The 18993-nt window shown below is 61.6% G+C and carries 12 protein-coding genes; 5 read left to right on the forward strand and 7 right to left on the reverse strand.

What is annotated here, in order from left to right:
- Positions 1-20 precede the first annotated feature (20 nt).
- From BLU37_RS17795 to BLU37_RS17825, 7 genes are all read right to left on the reverse strand, one after another.
- Entirely contained in the window at positions 21-1664 is a 1644-nt protein-coding gene (locus tag BLU37_RS17795; protein ID WP_090207097.1) for a BatD family protein, read from the reverse strand.
- The gene (locus tag BLU37_RS17800) at positions 1661-3424 is read right to left on the reverse strand and encodes a tetratricopeptide repeat protein (RefSeq protein ID WP_090207100.1); all 1764 of its coding nucleotides are present in this window, start codon (positions 3422-3424) and stop codon (positions 1661-1663) included. Before BLU37_RS17800 ends, BLU37_RS17795 begins: the two co-directional genes overlap by 4 nt.
- Positions 3421-4497, reverse strand: coding sequence for a vWA domain-containing protein (locus BLU37_RS17805; RefSeq protein WP_090207102.1), 1077 nt, complete (start codon positions 4495-4497; stop codon positions 3421-3423). The genes BLU37_RS17800 and BLU37_RS17805 overlap by 4 nt, the downstream gene beginning before the upstream one ends.
- Positions 4490-4984, reverse strand: coding sequence for a DUF4381 domain-containing protein (locus tag BLU37_RS17810; RefSeq protein WP_010446018.1), 495 nt, complete (start codon positions 4982-4984; stop codon positions 4490-4492). The genes BLU37_RS17805 and BLU37_RS17810 overlap by 8 nt, the downstream gene beginning before the upstream one ends.
- Positions 4981-5925, reverse strand: a complete 945-nt coding sequence (locus BLU37_RS17815) for a DUF58 domain-containing protein (RefSeq protein WP_010446019.1) — start codon at positions 5923-5925, stop codon at positions 4981-4983. The genes BLU37_RS17810 and BLU37_RS17815 overlap by 4 nt, the downstream gene beginning before the upstream one ends.
- An 8-nt stretch (positions 5926-5933) precedes the next feature.
- The gene (locus BLU37_RS17820; RefSeq protein ID WP_010446020.1) at positions 5934-6893 is read right to left on the reverse strand and encodes an AAA family ATPase; all 960 of its coding nucleotides are present in this window, start codon (positions 6891-6893) and stop codon (positions 5934-5936) included.
- 178 nt (positions 6894-7071) lie between these two features.
- Positions 7072-7428, reverse strand: coding sequence for a hypothetical protein (locus BLU37_RS17825; RefSeq protein WP_090207106.1), 357 nt, complete (start codon positions 7426-7428; stop codon positions 7072-7074).
- A 308-nt stretch (positions 7429-7736) separates the two neighbouring features.
- Between BLU37_RS17825 and BLU37_RS17830 the strand changes: the two genes are divergently transcribed.
- From BLU37_RS17830 to BLU37_RS17850, 5 genes are all read left to right on the forward strand, one after another.
- Complete coding sequence (locus BLU37_RS17830; protein WP_331716677.1) at positions 7737-8657, forward strand: glycosyltransferase family 2 protein; 921 nt, start codon at positions 7737-7739, stop codon at positions 8655-8657.
- A gap of 157 nt (positions 8658-8814) precedes the next feature.
- A complete protein-coding gene (locus BLU37_RS17835) occupies positions 8815-9564 on the forward strand; it encodes an ABC transporter permease (protein ID WP_090207112.1) in 750 nt (249 codons plus the stop codon).
- Positions 9554-10915 carry an ABC transporter ATP-binding protein gene (locus tag BLU37_RS17840; RefSeq protein WP_090207115.1) on the forward strand — a complete coding sequence of 454 codons (1362 nt, stop codon included), beginning with the start codon at positions 9554-9556 and terminating at the stop codon, positions 10913-10915. Before BLU37_RS17835 ends, BLU37_RS17840 begins: the two co-directional genes overlap by 11 nt.
- Before the next feature lie 8 nt (positions 10916-10923).
- Positions 10924-13794: a glycoside hydrolase family 99-like domain-containing protein gene (locus BLU37_RS17845; protein ID WP_232000330.1), complete on the forward strand. Its 2871-nt coding sequence runs from the start codon at positions 10924-10926 to the stop codon at positions 13792-13794.
- Positions 13795-14113: 319 nt separating this feature from the next.
- Positions 14114-18973, forward strand: a complete 4860-nt coding sequence (locus tag BLU37_RS17850) for an NAD-glutamate dehydrogenase (RefSeq protein WP_090207121.1) — start codon at positions 14114-14116, stop codon at positions 18971-18973.
- Positions 18974-18993: the final 20 nt, after the last annotated feature.

An 18993-nucleotide genomic window follows, 5' to 3' on the forward strand; every position in this document is an offset into this window, starting at 1 on the left:
GGGAAACGTCAGACCGGGAGTTATTTGGGGTACAGCGGTGGCAGGCCGCTGTCGCCCACCGGGTCCTGGACGCGTTCGGCGGTCGGGATGGCGCGCACCACCCGCCACAGTTCCTCGCCTTGCCAGTATTGACCGGATTCGCTGTACAGCGCGCCGTTCAGGCCGTCCAGGGCATCGGACAAGGGTACGAAGCGTGCCGCCATCTCGGCCAGGGTTTCCGGCTGTTGCCGGGCCCAGGCGTCCAGGGCCTGGCGCGTGGCCTGGGGGTCGTTGGCCAGGCAGGTGCGCTTGAGGTCGTCGAGCAGGGTCCGGGGGCTTGGCCCGGTCTGTGCCGCGCGGTGTACGGCCGGTTGCGAACGGGCGCGCCACCACAGGCCGAAGCCGAGCAGGGTGGTGCCGGTCAGCAGCAGGGTGCTGAGTTTCCAGAGCCACAGGCTCGCCGCGTCGGCGGCGAGGTTCGCCGGCAGACTGTTGACCGGGGTGTCCACCGCCAGGCTCGGGTTGGTCGTCACTTGTAGGGTGCGCGACGGCAGGCTGCTGCGCTCCAGGTGTTCTTCGTGGGTGTTCCACCAGACCACCGTCACCGCCGGCAACTCGAAGGTGCCGCTGTGGGTCGGCACCAGGGCTTCACGCTCTTCGCGGCTGCCGATCAGGCCGCGTTCGCTGTTCTGGTTGCTCAACTGCGGCTGGTCCGGATAGCGCCGTAGCCCGTTGACGCTGGTGGCCGGCAACGGCGGCAACTGGGCACTGGACAGGCCTTCGGCCTTGATGGTGAGGCTGCGGGTCAGGGAATCGCCGACCTGGCTGTGATCCGGTTCCGGGCTCCAGCTTTCGCCCAGGCTCAGACTGCGCGCGGGTAGCCAGGGGGCATCGGCGGGCCAGGCGGCCGGTTGCGGTTTCACGTTCAGGGTCATGGCCGCCGAACTGACGTGAATCAGCTTGCCGGGTTTGGGAGCGGTTGGCGACTGGCTCTGGCTCTGCCCGGGATCCACCAGCGTGGCGCTGAACACCAGCGCCGGAATCACCAGTTCGCCACTGTGCTGCGGATAGATCGCGTAGCGTAACTCGATCACGCCATGGCGCACGCCGTTGATCAGTTTCTCGTAGGTCCGCGACTCGCCCAGTTGTTCGATGCGCGCATCGCCCACTTGCAGCGGGCTCAGGCTGCTGTCGTCATACAGCGACACCGAATGGTAGATGTGCAGGGTCAGTACCGCCTGGGCCTGGACATAGACACTGTCCTGGTCGAGGCTGGTCTCGATGAACACTGGCGCGAGGCTGTTGGCCGGCTCCTGTTCGTCGCTCTGTACCACCTGCAGGGTGATCGGCTGGCTGCGCAGTTCACCCAGTTGCAGCGCGGGAATCACCACGCTGCCGCTCTGCCGTGGCAACAGGGTGATGATCCAGCGGGTCGTTGCCTGCTTGTTATCGCCCAGGGTCGTCAGTTGGTTGACCTGGCGGGTGCCGCGTACTTCGAACTGGCTGGTCAGCGGGTCCAGGTCCGGTTTGCCGAACTGGGTGGCATCCCGTGACTCCAGGGTCAACTCCACCGATTCGCCGGAATTCAGGCGCGTGCGGTCGACGCTGGCGAGCAATCCGTCGGAGTGGGCCGGCAGGCTCCAGCAGAGCAGCCACAGCAAGAAAACGGAAAAGCGCTTGATCATCGGGTCTTGTCCTGATGGAGCTGTTGTTCGTACCAGAATTTGCGCCTGAGCAGTTCGCCCGGATCGTCGGGGATCTGCCGCAGCCATTGTTCGAGGGCCTGGCGCTGTTCGCCCTCGAGGTTCTGCGCGGCGCTGCGCAGCGGTGGGCGAGTGGTCTGTTCATCGCCCAGTTCGCTGCCTGGTACGTCATTATCGCCTTTTGGCGTGGTTGGGGCATCGGCCGATGCACCGCTCGGTGGCTGTTCGTGCTCCTGCGGCGCGGTGTCGGTTCCCTGCGGCTGGCCGGGATTGGCGTTGCCGGGTGAGGCTTCTGGAATGGCGCTGGAAGGTTCGCCAGTGGTCTCGGTTTCAGCGGGTTTTTCCGCTTGGGCCGCCGAACGGGCGCGTTGCTCTTCCAGAATCTGCTCCACCAGGGCCTTGTTTCTCAGTGCCGGACGCAGGTCGGACTGGCGTTCGAGCGCCTGTTCATAGGCATCCAGTGCCGCTTCCAGCTCACCGCTCTGGGCCAGGGCATTGCCCCGATTGTAATGGGCATTGGCATCGTCGCCCTCGGCGAACTTGCGTGCTGCGGCGGCATAATCGCCGGCCTCGTAGAGGGCCATGCCCTGCCACTGCGGATCGTCGAAATGCTTCGCCGCTTCCAGCGGGCGTTGCTGCTCCAGCAGCCGTATGCCCTGTTGATCCGGGCGCAGCCATAGGTCGGTGAACTCGAACGCCTGGCTCGGCTGCGGGAACATCAGGAACAGCGGCAGGCAGAACAGCCAGCCCCGCCGGCCGGCACAGGCGGCGAGCAGCAGCAATGGCAGCAGCAACCAGTAACCCTGGTCTTCCCAGCTGTCGAGCTGCACCCGCTGACCGTCGTCGCGCAGATGCCGTGGGCCGTCGAGCAGGCCGAGGCCGCGCAGGTCGCTTTCGTCCACGCGGGTCTGGCGGTAACGTCCGCCTACTTCGGCGGCAAAGGCCTTGAGACTCTGGCTGTCCAGCCGGGGCACGCGGATCGCACCCTGGGCATCCTTGAGTAGACTGCCGTCTTCCTGGGCGACTGGCGCGCCGTCACGGGTGCCGATGCCGAGGATCAGCAGGCTGTGTGGCTGTTGATCCAACGCCTTGCGAATGCCCTCGCGTTCCTGTTCGCTGAGGGACGAGGCGATCAGCAGCAGTCGCCCCTGACCCTGGGCGCCGCGTTCGAGCAGTGTCAGGGCCTTGGCGACCGCGAGGTCGGCGCGATTCCCCGGTTCGGGCATGATCGACGGTCTGAGCGCATCGAGCAGGTTGCGACTGGTGCCCATGTCGTCGGACAGCGGCACCAGCGTGTGCGCACTACCGGCATAGACGATGATCGCGGTCTGCGCGTCGCTGCGTGCCCGCATCAGGTCGAACAGCTTGCGCCGGGCCTGTTCCAGGCGATTCGGTGCGAGATCGGTGGCGAGCATGTCCGGGGTCAGTTCCAGCAACACCACCAGCGGGTCCTGGGGTTTTTGGGTCGACTGTTCGATCCGCTGCCAGCTCGGGCCGAGCAGGGCCAGTACGGCCAGGGTCCAGCCCAATCCGAGGACTATCCAGGGCAACCGGCTGTCGCGACCGCTGCCGCCGCTGAGCAGCACCCGGTGGAAGGCCGGCGGCAGGATCATCTGCCAGCGCCCGGCACGTTTCTGCCGATGCCAGAGTCGCCACAGCAACCCGCCGAGCAATGGCAACAACACCAGCCAGGCGGGGCGGAACCAATGTGGCCAGAGGGTAGCCAGGAAGTCGCCGCTCATCGGCGCCTCCGCAAGCGTAGACGCTTGAGGCGCTGACGCCATTCGGGATGTTGCGGCAGGAACCGTCTGCGTGCGAGCCAGCGCTGCAGCAGGTTGTCGGGCCACTGTTCGCGAGCCACCAGCAACAGGCTCAGGGCCAACGCCAGGGCCAGCGGCCAGTGATACAGGGCGCGAGCCGGACGGGCTTGGGTCGGCTGTTGGGCCACGGGTTCGAGTTTGTCCAGAGTATTGCGGATGCTCTGCAGTTCCTGGCCGTCGCGGGCCCGGAAATACCGGCCGCCGGTGACCTGGGCGATCTCCTTGAGGGCCGGTTCGTCCAGGTCCATGCTCGGGTTCAACCCGAGCATGGACAGGCTGCCGCTCTGCTCCGGGTCGGCACCAATGCCGATCGGATAGATTTTCACCTGCTCCTCGGCCGCCAGTCGGGCGGCAGTGAGCGGATCGATTTCGCCGCCGTTGTTGGCACCGTCGGTCACCAGGATCAGCACCCGGCTTTGTGCCGGCCGCTGACGCAGGCGCTTGAGGGCCAGGCCGATGGCGTCGCCGATGGCGGTGTTCTTGCCGGCAATGCCGATCTTCGCTTCATCCAGCCAGATCCGCACGGTGCGTCGATCGAACGTCAGCGGCGCCTGGACATAGGCCTTGCTGCCGAACAGGATCAGCCCGACGCGATCGCCTTCGCGGCTTTCGAGAAAATCGCCGAGCAGATGCTGGACCAGGCTCAGGCGGCTGACGTCCTCATCTTGCCAGCGCATGTCGGGGTACTCCATGGAGCCGGAGACATCCACTGCCACCAGCAGATCGCGGCCACTGGCGGCGATCGGCAACGGCTCGCCCAGCCACTGCGGGCGGGCGGCGGCGATCAATAGCAACAGCCAGAGCAAGACAAAATGCATTTGCTGACGCCAGCCGGGCAGATTGAGCCGGGCACGACGGCGGGCCAGGGTTTCGAGGTCGGCGAGAAAACTGACCTTCAATGCCGCTTCGCCGTTGTCGGCCGCCGGCAGCACCAGGCGCAGCAGCCATGGCAGCGGGAACAGGGCGAAGATCCACGGCCAGGCGAACTCAAACATGCTTGCGGATCCAGGTGTCGATAGCCTGGTTGAGGCCGGCAATGGCCTTGTCGTCGAGCTTGCACTCAGGCTTGTAGGCGCCTTCGACCAGCACCATCCAGCGCGTCAGCCCGGCGGCCGGGCAGCGGTTGTCGAGGAAGGCCAGCCATTGGCGACCGTTGAGGGTGTGGCTCTGGCTGGCAGGGTAGTGGTTGCGACACAGGCGCTTGAGCAGCCCGTTGAGTTGCTGCAGCCAGGCGCCGGCAGGCGCGCCATCGTAAGGTTTGGGCAGGCGCGCCAGTTCCTCCAGCGCCGCCAGCCGCAGCGGGTCCAGCGGCTGCTCGGCACGCGGCAGCGTACGCTTGCCCAGCAGCCAGCGCCGCAGATACCAGAGGCCGACGCCGAGCAATGGCATCAACAGCGCCAGCAGCCACCAGCCCGGTGCCGGTGGCCAGAAACCCTGCACGGGCGGGCTGATCAGCGGTTGCAACTGGTCCAGGCCGCTCATGACGGTTTACCTGGCCGTTGCGGGTTGAGGTACTCGCGCAGTTGCTCGACCATTTCGCCCTGGGTGCTCAAGGGCATCAGCAACACCCGCAGCTTTTGCGCCAGCAGTTCCCAGCGAGCCGCACGGGCATCGCCCTGGGCGCGATAGGCCTGGCGCAGTTCCGGGTTCAGGGTATCGAGTTCCAGTCGCGCGCCGCGATCGGTGAAACGCAGCAGACCGGCGGCGGGCAGGGCGTGGTCGAGCGGATCGGACACCGGCAGCAGCAGCAGGTCGCAATGGCGCGACAACAGGCTCAACTGACGTTCGGCGGCATCGGTCAGCGCGCGTTCGTCGCAGATCACGATCACCAGACTGCCCGGGCGCAGGACTTCCCGCGCGCGGATCAGCGCCAGGCCCAGGGTGTCCTGGCCGGTGGCGGTTTCGGTGTGCAGCGAGTGGTTGACCCGCACCAGCCGGTTGAGCAGTTGCAACAGGCTCTGCTTGCTGCGCCGCGGCTTGATTTCGTAGTGCTCGTTGTCGCCGTAGACCAGCCCACCGACCCGGTCATTGTGTCCCAGTGCGGCCCAGCCGATCAGGCTGGCGGCCTGGGCGGCGAGCACCGACTTGAACATCTGCCCGGAACCGAAGAACAGTTGCCGGCTCTGCTCGACGAGAATGAAGATCGGTCGTTCGCGCTCTTCGTGGAACAGCTTGGTGTGGGGTTCCTGGGTCCGCGCCGTGACGCGCCAGTCGATGGTCCGCACATCGTCGCCGGCCTGATAGACCCGCACCTGGTCGAAGTCCACGCCACGTCCGCGCAGTTTCGAATGGTGCAGGCCGATCAGCGGGCTGCGCTGGCTTGGCGTCGAGAACAGCCGTACCTCGCGCACGCGATGACGCATCTCGATCAACTCGGCGAGCGTGGTGCGGATGCCGGGCTCGGCGGGCAGGGGGGTGATCATTGTCAGGGTCAGGCGACGGCGACGACGTCGAGAATCCGCTGGACCACTCGATCCTGGTCGATCCCTGCCGCTTCGGCCTCGAACGACAGGATGATGCGGTGGCGCAGCACGTCGAACAGCACAGCCTGGATATCTTCCGGGCTGACGAAATCGCGTCCGGCCAGCCAGGCATGGGCACGGGCGCAGCGGTCGAGGGCGATCGAGCCGCGCGGGCTGGCGCCATAGGCGATCCATTCGGCCATTTCCGGGTCGAACTTGGCCGGGCTGCGGGTCGCCATCACCAGTTGCACCAGGTATTCCTCCACGGCATCGGCCATGTACAGCCCGAGGATTTCCTTGCGTGCGGCGAAAATCGCCTGCTGGCTGACCCGGCGTTCCGGCTTGGTCTCGCCGTTCAGCGCTTCGCCACGAGCCTGCTGCAGAATCCGCCGCTCCACGGCGGCATCGGGGAAACCGATCTTGACGTGCATCAGGAAACGGTCGAGCTGGGCCTCGGGCAGTGGATAGGTGCCTTCCTGCTCGATCGGGTTCTGGGTTGCCATCACCAGGAACAGTGGCGACAGGTCATAAGTGCTGCGCCCTACGCTGACTTGGCGTTCGGCCATGGCTTCGAGCAGCGCCGACTGGACCTTGGCCGGCGCCCGGTTGATTTCATCGGCCAGCACCAGATTGTGGAAGATCGGGCCTTGCTGGAACACGAAGCTGCCGGTTTCCGGGCGATAGATCTCGGTGCCGGTGATGTCGGCGGGCAGCAGGTCGGGAGTGAACTGGATGCGATGGAACTGCGCTTCGACACCTTCGGCCAGTTCCTTGATGGCTTTGGTCTTGGCCAGGCCGGGAGCGCCCTCGACCAGCATGTGACCGTCGGCCAGCAAGGCGATCAACAGGCGCTCGATCAGCTTTTCCTGGCCGAGAATCTGCGCTGAGAGAAAGGTTCGCAGCGCCAGCAGCGCTTCACGATGTTCCATCGATGAGTGTTCCTGGAGAGGGGGGCGACAGCAGGGGGACACCTGTCGTCGCCGGGGGCGTTACTTTAATCCATCGAGGGTCGTGGCGACTAACGAACAAGGGGATTTTTGTGATTTTTCGGGAAAAATCCTGCGTTGTTGAGAGTCATTTCTCAGGGGGATGGCCTACACGGGGATTTCAGACCAGCTCGCTGACGTAGGTGCCAGTGCCGTCGAGGATGTTCTTGAGCGTCTGTTCGACCTCGGCCAGTTCCGCCGCGTCAGTGCGATGGAGAATTTCCAGGTGGTCCGAACCATTGAGCACATCCGCATCGCCTGGCGCGACTTCGATCAGCAGGCGGGTGGCGCTCAGGGTGATCTTGATGCCGTCCAGGGTCGAGGGCTCGCCGTCCAGGGTGATCTCCAGTTCATCCTCGTCCGGATAGCGGGTCATCAGGAACATCTCGCCCTTGTCGCTGTGGCAGCAAAGCATGGCCATGTTGTCTTCTTCATCGTCGCAGGGGTTGGCGATGAGGTGGGCGGTACTGAGTTGCATGGGCTTGTCCTGTCGGGCGCGGTTGATGCGCTAGTTTGCCTGTGTCTGGAATATTTTTCAGGACTGGCTGGCGGCTGGCAGGTCGTTCACCGACCGTTTGACTCTGTTGGAGGTGTTCGGGTTATTTGTACGAAATATCTTAATTAAAACTTCTCTCATTCCATATTGTGTTCAGCGTTCTCGTATAGACCTGTCATTTCTGACAGTAGACGATACCCATCGAAGTCTTGATAATTATCGCCAAGCCGAGTTTCTGCGTTGTCCGGTACAAGATTTTCCTGAAAATCTTCTGGCGGAGGAATAAGGCCTTGAAAGTCTCGATTCTGATGTGCACCTATAATGGCCAGCGATTCCTGGCCGAGCAGATCAACTCCTTCGAACGCCAGAGTCATCGTAATTGGAGCCTGGCGGTATCCGATGACGGTTCCAGTGATGCCACCCTGGATATCGTCAATCGTTGTACCTGTGATTGGCCGATTGGACGCCTGAAAGTATTTTCCGGTCCGTGCAAGGGTTTTGTCGCCAACTTCCTGTCGTTGACCTTTCGTCCTGAAGTCGAAGCGGATTTTTATGCCTGGTCGGATCAGGACGATATCTGGACCGAAGACAAACTCGAAACCGCGCTGATGTGGTTGCAGGGTATTGCCGAACATGTTCCGGCACTGTATTGCGGTCGTACCCAGCTGATCTCGGAGTTGGGCATCGCCACCGGCCAATCGCCGCGATTTTCCCAGCCGCCGGATTTTGCAAACGCCCTGGTGCAGAGTATTGGTGGCGGCAACACCATGGTCTTCAACCATGCCGCCCGCGAACTGCTGCGCGAAGCCGGAGCTGATGTGGCTATTGCCTCCCATGACTGGTGGGCCTATCAACTGGTGTCCGGGGCCAGGAATGGTGTGGTGTTCTACGATCCCCAGGCCAAGACGCTCTATCGCCAGCACGGAGCCAACCTGGTGGGCAGCAATGCCGGTTGGCTGGCGCGCTTTCATCGGATACGCCTGTTGGTCCATGGCCGTTTTCACGAATGGAACCGGCAGAATATCCGCGCTCTGGAATCGATGAGTCATCGGCTGGATAGAAGCAGTATCGAAATACTTTCGGCATTTAAAGAAGCCCGCGACCTGCCGCTCTGGCATCGAGTCTCCGGTATCAGGCGTTGTGGTGTCTATCGGCAGACGGTCGGCGGCAATCTCGGATTATGGTTGGCTGCCTTGCTTAGAAAAATCTGAAGATCTGCAATGTTTTAATTTTCGGGTGACTGTTTATTCGTGTCCGTCGAAAGGCGGCCACGTTATTGCTTTCAGAGGTATTGATTGAATGTATGAGCTGACGAATAAAACAAGCGATATGTCGAGTGGACTCTGGCGTCACCGAAATCTCATTCTGATGTTGGCGCGGCGCGATATTATCGGACGTTATCGTGGTTCGATATTGGGGGTGGTCTGGTCACTGATGTATCCACTGTTCATGTTGGCCATCTACTCTTTGGTATTTGGTGGGATATTCAAGTCTCGCTGGGGCGTGGGCAGCAGTTCACCCTTGGAATTCGCCCTGATTCTTTTTCTCGGGCTGATTGTTTTCAATCTGTTCTCTGAGTCCGTCAGTCGCGCCCCCGGAGTGGTCGCAGCCCATGCCAGTTATGTGAATAAAATCGTCTTTCCGCTGGAGATTCTGCCAGTGGTGCTGTTGGCCGGAGCGATGTTTCAGTTTCTGGTCAACCTGGGCGTCTGGCTGGTGTTTTGTGCGCTGCTCTTCCAGATTCCGCCACTGACCACCCTGTTGTTGCCGGTGGCGATATTGCCATTGCTGTTGTTCACCCTGGGTGTCTGCTGGGTGTTGGCGGCACTGGGGGTCTACCTGCGAGATATCAGTCATTTGGTCGGAGTGCTGGTCACCGCGCTGCTGTTCCTGTCTCCGGTCTTCTATCCCGTTACCGCACTGCCCGAACGTTTCCAGCACCTCATGGCTCTCAATCTGCTGGCCCAGGTCATCGAGAACGTGCGGTTGGTCTCGGTTTGGAGTCGCTTGCCGGCTCCTGGCGATTGGTGCCTGTCGCTACTGCTCGGAGCACTGGTGGCGTGGCTCGGCCTGAGGTTTTTCCTGAAGACCCGTGGGGGCTTTTCCGATGTCCTCTGATATTGCCATCGCTGCCGAAGGGCTCGGCAAGTATTACCCCCTCTACAGCAAGCCCAGTGACCGGCTGATTCAGATGCTGTTTCAGGGGCACAAGTCCCGTTGTCGCAAATTCCGGGCACTGAACGGTGTGTCGTTCGAGATGAAAAAGGGTGAGGCGATCGGCATCATCGGCCGTAACGGCTCTGGCAAGTCGACCCTGCTGCAATTGATCTGCGGAACTTTGCGCCCGACATCGGGAACCCTTCGTGTCCAGGGGCGAGTGGCGGCCTTGCTGGAACTGGGGGCAGGCTTCAATGCCGAGTTCACCGGCCGTGAGAATGTCTACATGGCGGCTTCGCTGTACGGGTTGAGTATCGAAGAGATCAACCAGCGCTTTTCCGCCATTGCGGCTTTTGCCGATATCGGTGGCTTCATGGAGCAGCCGGTCAAGACCTATTCCAGCGGTATGTATGTGCGTCTGGCGTTTGCGGTCGTCGCTCATGTCGATGCCGATATCCTGGTAATCGACGAGGCGCTTTCGGTGGGTGATGCGTATTTCTCGCAGAAATGCATGCGTTTTATCCGCCAGTTCAAGAAGCGGCACTCGCTGATCTTTGTCAGTCACGATACCGCGGCGGTCATCAACCTCTGCGATCGCGTGATCTGGCTGGATCAGGGCGGACAGCGGTTGGCCGGTCCCTCCAGAATGGTTTGTGAGGCATACCTGAACGATCTGTTCGAGGCCATGAATGCAGGGCTAAACGAGCCCGTTGTGATCGATTCCGACGAACATGCAGGCATGATCAGGCGCCACGGCCATGAGGGCCTGCAGTGGCGTGACCAACGGGCTGATGCGATCAATGCGAGCGCCCTCAGGAATGACCTGGAAATCTTTCGTTTCGACCCTGACGCTCCTGGTGCGTTTGGCGGGGAACAAGCGCATATCGTCAACGTGAGGCTCAACGATAGCGCCGGCATCGGTCTGACCTGGGTTCTGGGTGGCGAACGGGTCACCCTCCGGGTCGAAGCCCAGGCTCATGTCCTGCTGGAGCGGCCGATCATCGGCTTTTTCGTCAAGGACCGCCTGGGACAGACGCTGTTTGGCGACAACACCTACCTCAGTCAACGGGACAAGGCGTGTGCGGCGTCGGCCGGTTCGCTGTTGTTGGCCGAGTTCGAGTTCTTCATGCCCTGGCTGGCCAAGGGCGACTATGTCATCCAGGTCGCGATCGCCGACGGCGAACAGAGCGACCATCGGCAATTGCACTGGTGTCATGAGGCACTGGTGATCCGCTCGCACCATGATCCGGTCTCGACCGGCCTCATCGGCATCCCGTTCATCAATATCAGTCTCAATGTGGCCACCCAGTAAGGACGACTATGCATCCGTCGGCAATGGAGCTTGGAAAGCTGTTTTTCGATACCTATGTCATGCCGGAGCGCCAGACCACGGTGGTCGATATCGGAGCGCAGAATATCAACGGTTCACTGAGAGAAGTCTGCCCGGTGTCAGTGCACTACATCGGCGTCGACTGTGTGGCAGGCGAGGGCGTCGATATCGTTTTGGAGGATGCCTATCGATTGCCTTTCGCCGAGCAAAGCATCGACATCGTCGTGTGCAGTTCGGTGTTCGAGCATGCCGAGTTCTTCTGGGAGCTGTTTATCGAGATCATCAGGGTGCTCAAGCCTGATGGCCTGCTGTACATCAATGTACCGAGCAATGGTTACATCCATCGTTATCCGGTCGACTGCTGGCGTTTCTATCCGGATGCCGGGCTGGCCCTGGTGGCTTGGGCAAGACGCCAGGGTTACGCGCCGGCCTTGTTGGAATCGTTCATCAACGAACGGCCTGTTGGGAAAGCTGCACAGACACCGTCGGCCATATGGAATGACTTTGTCGCCATTTTCGTAAAGGACCAGTGCGCCCGAACGGTGCATGCCCGTCGCCTGCTGGAGCAGCATGGGGGTTACCGCAACGCGATCTGCGACAACCCGGCCATTGCGGCCCGGATGGCGGAGTCAAGCGAAGACATGGAGTTGATCCGGCGCGGCGAAGAGGCCCTGGATCAGGCGCTGACGCAGCGGGCGCAACTGATGCGTCTGCTGTCTGAACAGGAGCTTAACAGTGCTCTCGCCAGCCAGGCGCTTGATGCGCTACGCGCCTCGACCAGTTGGCGGATAACCCGGCCATTACGATGGATAGCCGGTTATTGGCGGTGTTCGTCGTTTTTACCCAGATTGCTGTCGGCTCTGAGGCGCCGAGGCAATGTGAGGCGATGGCTGCGCAAACTATTGAACATCCGCCGGGAGGAGGGGCTGGTTGGCTTGCTGCGGCGCTGCCAGGCTCATGGCTGCGACAGGTGGCGTAGCCGTCGGCAGTCTGGTGAACGCTACTCCCCGAAAGACATTCCCGTCATCCGGTTTGAGTCGATGGCGGAAGGTTTTGTCCCCTATCAGAAACACCCGGAACTGGACCCGACGATCAGGCTGATCGCTTTCTATCTGCCGCAATATCATCCTTTTCCCGAGAACGATGCGTGGTGGGGCAAGGGCTTCACTGAATGGTCGAATGTCTGTAAGGCGCAGCCCAATTTTGTCGGCCACCATCAGCCGCACCTGCCTATCCATTTTGGCTACTATGATCTGCGGGTTCCCGAAGTGATGGAAGAGCAAGCGCGACTGGCCAAGTCCTACGGTATTTCAGGGTTCAATTATTACTTCTACTGGTTTGCCGGAAAGACTCTGATGGATACGCCATTGGAGAGGATGCTGGCCAACCCGAATGTCGATATTCCCTTCTGTCTGACGTGGGCTAATGAAAACTGGACGCGTCGTTGGGACGGACAAGAACAGGATGTGCTGATCGCACAGGAACATGGGCTTGATGATTCATTGGCGTTTATTCGTCATCTCGTCAAATACTTCAAGGATGACCGCTATATCAGAATCGAGGGTAAGCCGCTGCTGATCATCTACCGCGCCGATATCATCCCCGATATGGCCGAGGTGGCCCGGCACTGGCGTGAGGAAATCGCTGCGCAGGGGTTTCCAGGGTTGTATCTGATCTGTGCGCAGACCTTCGGAATCAAGGGTCCCGAGATATTTGGCTTCGATGCCGCCATGGAGTTTCCACCCCATACCACCCTCAGTTCTCCGATGACCGATCAAGTGATGGTCTCCAATCGGGATTTTGCCGGTGTGGTATTCGACTATGAGCAAGTGGCGGAAAATGCGGTGAGGGCGACGGAGCCGGAGTACAAGTTGTTTCGCAGCGTCATGTTGTCTTGGGACAATACCGCCAGAAAACAGAATAACAGTCATATCTTTCACAACTTCAGCCTGTTGCGCTACAAACAGTGGTTGTCAGCGAATTGCCTACGGGTATTGAACTCGGACAAGTACCAGGGTGATGAACAATTGGTCTTTATCAACGCCTGGAACGAATGGGCCGAAGGAACGCATCTTGAACCGGATCGCAAATATGGCTATGGCTATCTGCAGGCCACCCATGACGTGGCCACGAATCTTGAGGTCCGTACCTGTTCCCGGTTGAGGTCGTGCGGTGACCGCAGAAAACACCCGCTCGCGGTGATTGTGCACCTGCATTACCCGGATGTCTGGCCGGGTATCCAGGCCCGATTGTCGAGTCTGAGCGCGGTCGGATGCGACCTGTATGTCAGTGTGACCCGCCAGGATCTGGTGGATGAGGTGCTTGAGGCATTCCCCGAGGCCTTTGTTGCCCTGGTAGAAAATCGTGGCCGGGATATCCTGCCATTTCTGGACATGCTGGCGTTGATTGCCGACCTTGGTTATATCGTGGTGTGCAAAATCCACGGTAAGAAAAGTACTTACCGCACCGATGGCGACAAGATTCGTGACGAGATCCTGGGAGCCTTGATTGGCGAAAGCGAAGATATCAGGCGATGCGTTTCCCGCTTCGAGACTGACCAGTCGTTGGGGATGCTGGTGCCGAAGAAGTACCTGTTGGCGCATTCGAAACTCAATATGAAGTACAACCAGGCCCAGGTGTTGGCACTGTGCGAGCAACTGGGTATCGAGTATCACCCTGGCGTTTTTCCGGCCGGGTCGATGTTCTGGTTCCGGGCCGAGGCGCTGAAAGCTCTGGGCAAGGTCCGGGATACGGATTTCTCCCTGGAAAGCGGACTCTGCGACGGAACCCTACCCCATGCCATCGAGCGGGTGCTCTGCCTGCTGGTCGAGGCGTCCGGCTATCGTGTCGAAGCTTGTTGACCGGTATTTGGCAAACTTCTGTACCTTTGAGCTACCTAGCCATATCCGAATATGTCGCAGCGTCGCAAGAACGCGTAGCGACCCTCTCGTTAAGCTTCGCAACGGATAGTTCTTTGCCGGCGGCGCCTTGTAAAACCGGCGACGGCTGCTGAAGAAGCTACTCTTCGAACGTGGATGTGACCCCGGGGTCGCGATCAGCTTCATCAACTTGTCACTGCGCACTGCCCAAGCTTCACCTGCGCAGTGCCGAAGGTCCCCTTTTTCGGGGAAAACGCGCGACGTTTCACTCTATATAACAAGCCCAAGCGGAGTACCACAGATGGCGTTCTTCACCGCAGCCAGCAAGGCCGACTTCCAGCATCAACTGCAAGCGGCACTGGCGCAGCACATCAGCGAGCAGGCACTGCCACAAGTGGCGCTGTTTGCTGAACAGTTCTTCGGCATCATTTCCCTGGATGAACTGACCCAGCGTCGACTCTCCGATCTCGCCGGCTGTACCCTGTCGGCCTGGCGCCTCCTGGAGCGCTTCGACCACGCCCAGCCACAAGTCCGGGTCTACAACCCGGATTACGAACGCCATGGCTGGCAATCGACCCACACCGCCGTGGAAGTCCTGCATCACGACCTGCCGTTCCTGGTGGATTCGGTGCGTACCGAACTCAATCGCCGCGGCTACAGCATCCATACCCTGCAGACCACCGTGCTCAGCGTGCGCCGTGGTGGCAAGGGTGAACTGCTGGAAATCCTGCCAAAAGGCACCCAGGGCGAGGGGATTCTCAATGAATCGCTGATGTACCTGGAGATCGACCGTTGCGCCAACGCCGCCGAACTGAACGTGCTGTCCAGGGAACTGGAGCAGGTGCTGGCGGAAGTGCGGGTGGCGGTCACCGACTTCGAACCGATGAAGGCCAAGGTCCGGGAACTGATCGAAGGCATCGACAACAGTCAGTTCGCCATCGCCGCCGATGAAAAGTCCGAAATCAAGAGCTTCCTGGAGTGGCTGGTGAACAACCACTTCACCTTCCTCGGCTACGAAGAGTTCGTGGTCCAGGGTGATCAGGATGGCGGTCACATCGCGTACGACCCGAACTCCTTCCTCGGCCTGACCAAGTTGCTGCGCGCCGGCCTCACCGCCGAGGACCTGCGCATCGAAGACTACGCCGTCGCCTACCTCGCCGAACCGACCCCGCTGTCGTTCGCCAAGGCCGCGCACCCGAGCCGTGTTCATCGTCCGGCCTACCCGGACTTCGTTTCCGTGCGGGTGATCGACGCCGATGGCAAAGTCGTCAAGGAATGCCGCTTCCTGGGCCTCTACACCTCCTCGGTCTACGGTGAGAGCGTGCGGGTGATCCCGTACATCCGTCGCAAGGTCGAGGAAATCGAACGCCGTTCCGGCTTCCAGTCCAAGGCCCACCTGGGCAAGGAACTGGCCCAGGTGCTCGAGGTACTGCCGCGCGACGACCTGTTCCAGACGCCGGTTGACGAACTGTTCAGCACCGTGATGTCGATCGTGCAGATCCAGGAACGCAACAAGATCCGCGTGTTCCTGCGCAAGGATCCGTACGGCCGCTTCTGCTATTGCCTGGCCTACGTGCCGCGTGACATCTATTCCACCGAAGTGCGCCAGAAGATCCAGCAAGTGCTGATGGATCGCCTGAAAGCCACCGACTGCGAATTCTGGACCTTCTTCTCCGAGTCCGTGCTGGCCCGCGTACAACTGATCCTGCGGGTCGATCCAAAGAACCGCCTGGACATCGATCCGCTGCTGCTGGAAAAAGAAGTGGTCCAGGCCTGTCGCAGCTGGCAGGACGACTATGCCAGCCTGGTGGTCGAGAGCTTCGGCGAAGCCCATGGCACCAACGTGCTGGCGGACTTCCCGAAAGGCTTCCCGGCTGGTTATCGCGAGCGCTTCGCCGCGCATTCGGCCGTGGTCGACATGCAGCACCTGCTGAGCCTGACCGAAGCCAATCCGCTGGTCATGAGCTTCTACCAGCCGCTGGGCCAGGTGTCCGGCCAGCGTGAGCTGCATTGCAAGCTGTACCATGCCGATACCCCGCTGGCCCTGTCCGACGTCCTGCCGATCCTGGAAAACCTCGGCCTGCGCGTGCTGGGCGAGTTCCCGTACCGCCTGCGCCACAGCAACGGCCGCGAGTTCTGGATCCATGACTTCGCCTTCACCGCCGCCGAAGGCCTGGACCTGGATATCCAGCAACTGAACGACACCCTGCAGGACGCCTTCGTCCACATCGTCCGTGGCGATGCCGAGAACGATGCGTTCAACCGCCTGGTGCTGACTGCCGGCCTGCCATGGCGTGACGTGGCGCTGCTGCGTGCCTACGCCCGCTACCTCAAGCAGATCCGCCTGGGCTTCGACCTGGGTTACATCGCCAGTACCCTGAACAACCACACCGATATCGCCCGCGAACTGACGCGGTTGTTCAAGACCCGTTTCTACCTGGCCCGCAAGCTCAGCGCCGAGGACCTGGACGACAAGCAGCAGCGTCTGGAACAGGCGATCCTGAGTGCCCTGGACGACGTCCAGGTGCTGAACGAAGACCGCATCCTGCGTCGCTACCTCGACCTGATCAAGGCGACCCTGCGGACCAACTTCTACCAGACCGACGCCAACGGCCAGAACAAGTCGTACTTCAGCTTCAAGTTCAACCCGCACGCGATTCCCGAGCTGCCCAAGCCGGTACCGAAGTTCGAGATCTTCGTCTATTCGCCACGGGTCGAGGGCGTGCACCTGCGCTTCGGCAACGTTGCGCGCGGCGGTCTGCGCTGGTCGGACCGTGAGGAAGACTTCCGTACCGAAGTCCTGGGCCTGGTAAAAGCCCAGCAAGTGAAGAACTCGGTGATCGTGCCGGTGGGCGCCAAGGGTGGCTTCCTGCCGCGTCGCCTGCCATTGGGCGGCAGCCGGGACGAGATCGCGGCCGAAGGTATCGCCTGCTACCGCATCTTCATCTCCGGTCTGCTGGACATCACCGACAACCTGAAGGATGGCGCCCTGGTGCCACCGGCCAACGTCGTGCGTCATGACGACGATGACCCCTACCTGGTGGTGGCGGCGGACAAGGGCACCGCGACCTTCTCCGACATCGCCAACGGCATCGCCATCGACTACGGCTTCTGGCTTGGCGACGCCTTTGCCTCCGGTGGTTCGGCCGGCTACGACCACAAGAAGATGGGCATCACCGCCAAGGGCGCGTGGGTCGGCGTGCAGCGCCACTTCCGCGAGCGCGGCATCAATGTCCAGGAAGACAGCGTCACCGTGGTCGGTATCGGCGACATGGCCGGCGACGTGTTCGGCAACGGCCTGCTGATGTCCGACAAGCTCAAGCTGGTCGCGGCGTTCAACCACCTGCACATCTTCATCGACCCGAACCCGGAGCCGGCATCCAGCTTCGCCGAGCGCCAGCGCCTGTTCGACCTGCCGCGTTCGGCTTGGTCCGATTACGACACCAGCATCATGTCCGCGGGCGGCGGCATCTTCTCGCGTAGCGCGAAGAGCATCGCCATTTCGCCGCAGATGAAAGAGCGCTTCGACATCCGTGCCGACAAGCTGACCCCGACCGAGCTGCTCAACGCCTTGCTCAAGGCGCCAGTGGACCTGTTGTGGAACGGCGGTATCGGTACTTACGTCAAGGCCAGCACCGAAAGCCACGCCGATGTCGGCGACAAGGCCAACGATGCGCTACGGGTGAACGGCAACGAACTGCGCTGCAAGGTGGTGGGCGAGGGCGGCAACCTGGGTATGACCCAGCTCGGTCGCGTCGAGTTCGGCCTCAATGGCGGCGGCTCCAACACCGACTTCATCGACAACGCTGGTGGCGTGGACTGCTCCGACCATGAAGTGAATATCAAGATCCTGCTCAACGAAGTGGTGCAGGCCGGCGATATGACCGAGAAGCAGCGCAACCAGTTGCTCGGCAGCATGACCGACGAGGTCGGCGGCCTGGTGCTGGGCAACAACTACAAGCAGACCCAGGCCCTGTCCCTGGCGGCGCGTCGTGCCTACGACCGCATCGCCGAGTACAAGCGCCTGATGAGCGATCTGGAAGGCCGTGGCAAGCTGGACCGGGCCATCGAGTTCCTGCCGTCGGAAGAGCAACTGGCCGAGCGTTTCGCGGCCGGCCAGGGGCTGACCCGCGCCGAACTGTCGGTGCTGATCTCCTACAGCAAGATCGACCTCAAGGCTGCGCTGCTCGACTCCAAGGTACCGGACGACGAGTACCTGACCCGCGACATGGAAACCGCGTTCCCACCGATGCTGGTGAGCAAGTTCGCCGATGCCATGCGTCGTCATCGCCTCAAGCGCGAGATCGTCAGCACCCAGATCGCCAACGACCTGGTCAACCACATGGGCATCACCTTCGTGCAGCGCCTGAAGGAGTCCACCGGCATGAGCCCGGCGAACGTGGCGGGTGCCTACGTGATCGTGCGGGACATCTTCCACCTGCCACACTGGTTCCGTCAGATCGAAGCCCTGGACTACAAGGTTGCGGCCGAGACCCAGCTGGAGCTGATGGACGAGCTGATGCGCCTGGGCCGTCGCGCCACGCGCTGGTTCTTGCGCAGCCGACGCAACGAGCAGGATGCTGCCCGTGATGTCGCGCACTTTGGTCCGCACCTGGCGGCGTTGGGCCTCAAGCTCGACGAGTTGCTGGAAGGCCCGACCCGCGAAGTCTGGCAGACCCGCTACCAGGCCTACGTCGAGGCTGGCGTACCTGAGCTGCTGGCGCGGATGGTGGCTGGCACCACGCACCTGTACACCCTGTTGCCGATCATCGAGGCCGCTGATGTGACCGGCCACGACGCCGCCGAGGTGGCCAGGGCCTACTTCGCGGTCGGCAGTGCGCTCGACCTGACCTGGTACTCCCAGCAGATCAGCGATCTGCGGGTGGCCAACAACTGGCAGGCTCAGGCCCGCGAAGCGTTCCGTGACGATGTCGACTGGCAGCAGCGTGCGATCACCATCTCGGTGCTCAAGCTGGCCGATGCGCCGCAAGACATGGAGGCCCGTGTAGCCCTGTGGCTGGAGCAGAACGCGAGCATGGCCGATCGCTGGCGTGCGATGCTGGTGGAAATCCGTGCCGCCAGCGGCACCGACTACGCCATGTACGCAGTCGCCAACCGTGAGCTGATGGACCTGGCATTGAGCGGTCAGCCAGTGCTCTGATAGTCGTCGGTAAGCGCTAG

The sequence above is a fragment of the Pseudomonas asplenii genome (assembly GCF_900105475.1).
Classification (GTDB): domain Bacteria; phylum Pseudomonadota; class Gammaproteobacteria; order Pseudomonadales; family Pseudomonadaceae; genus Aquipseudomonas; species Aquipseudomonas asplenii.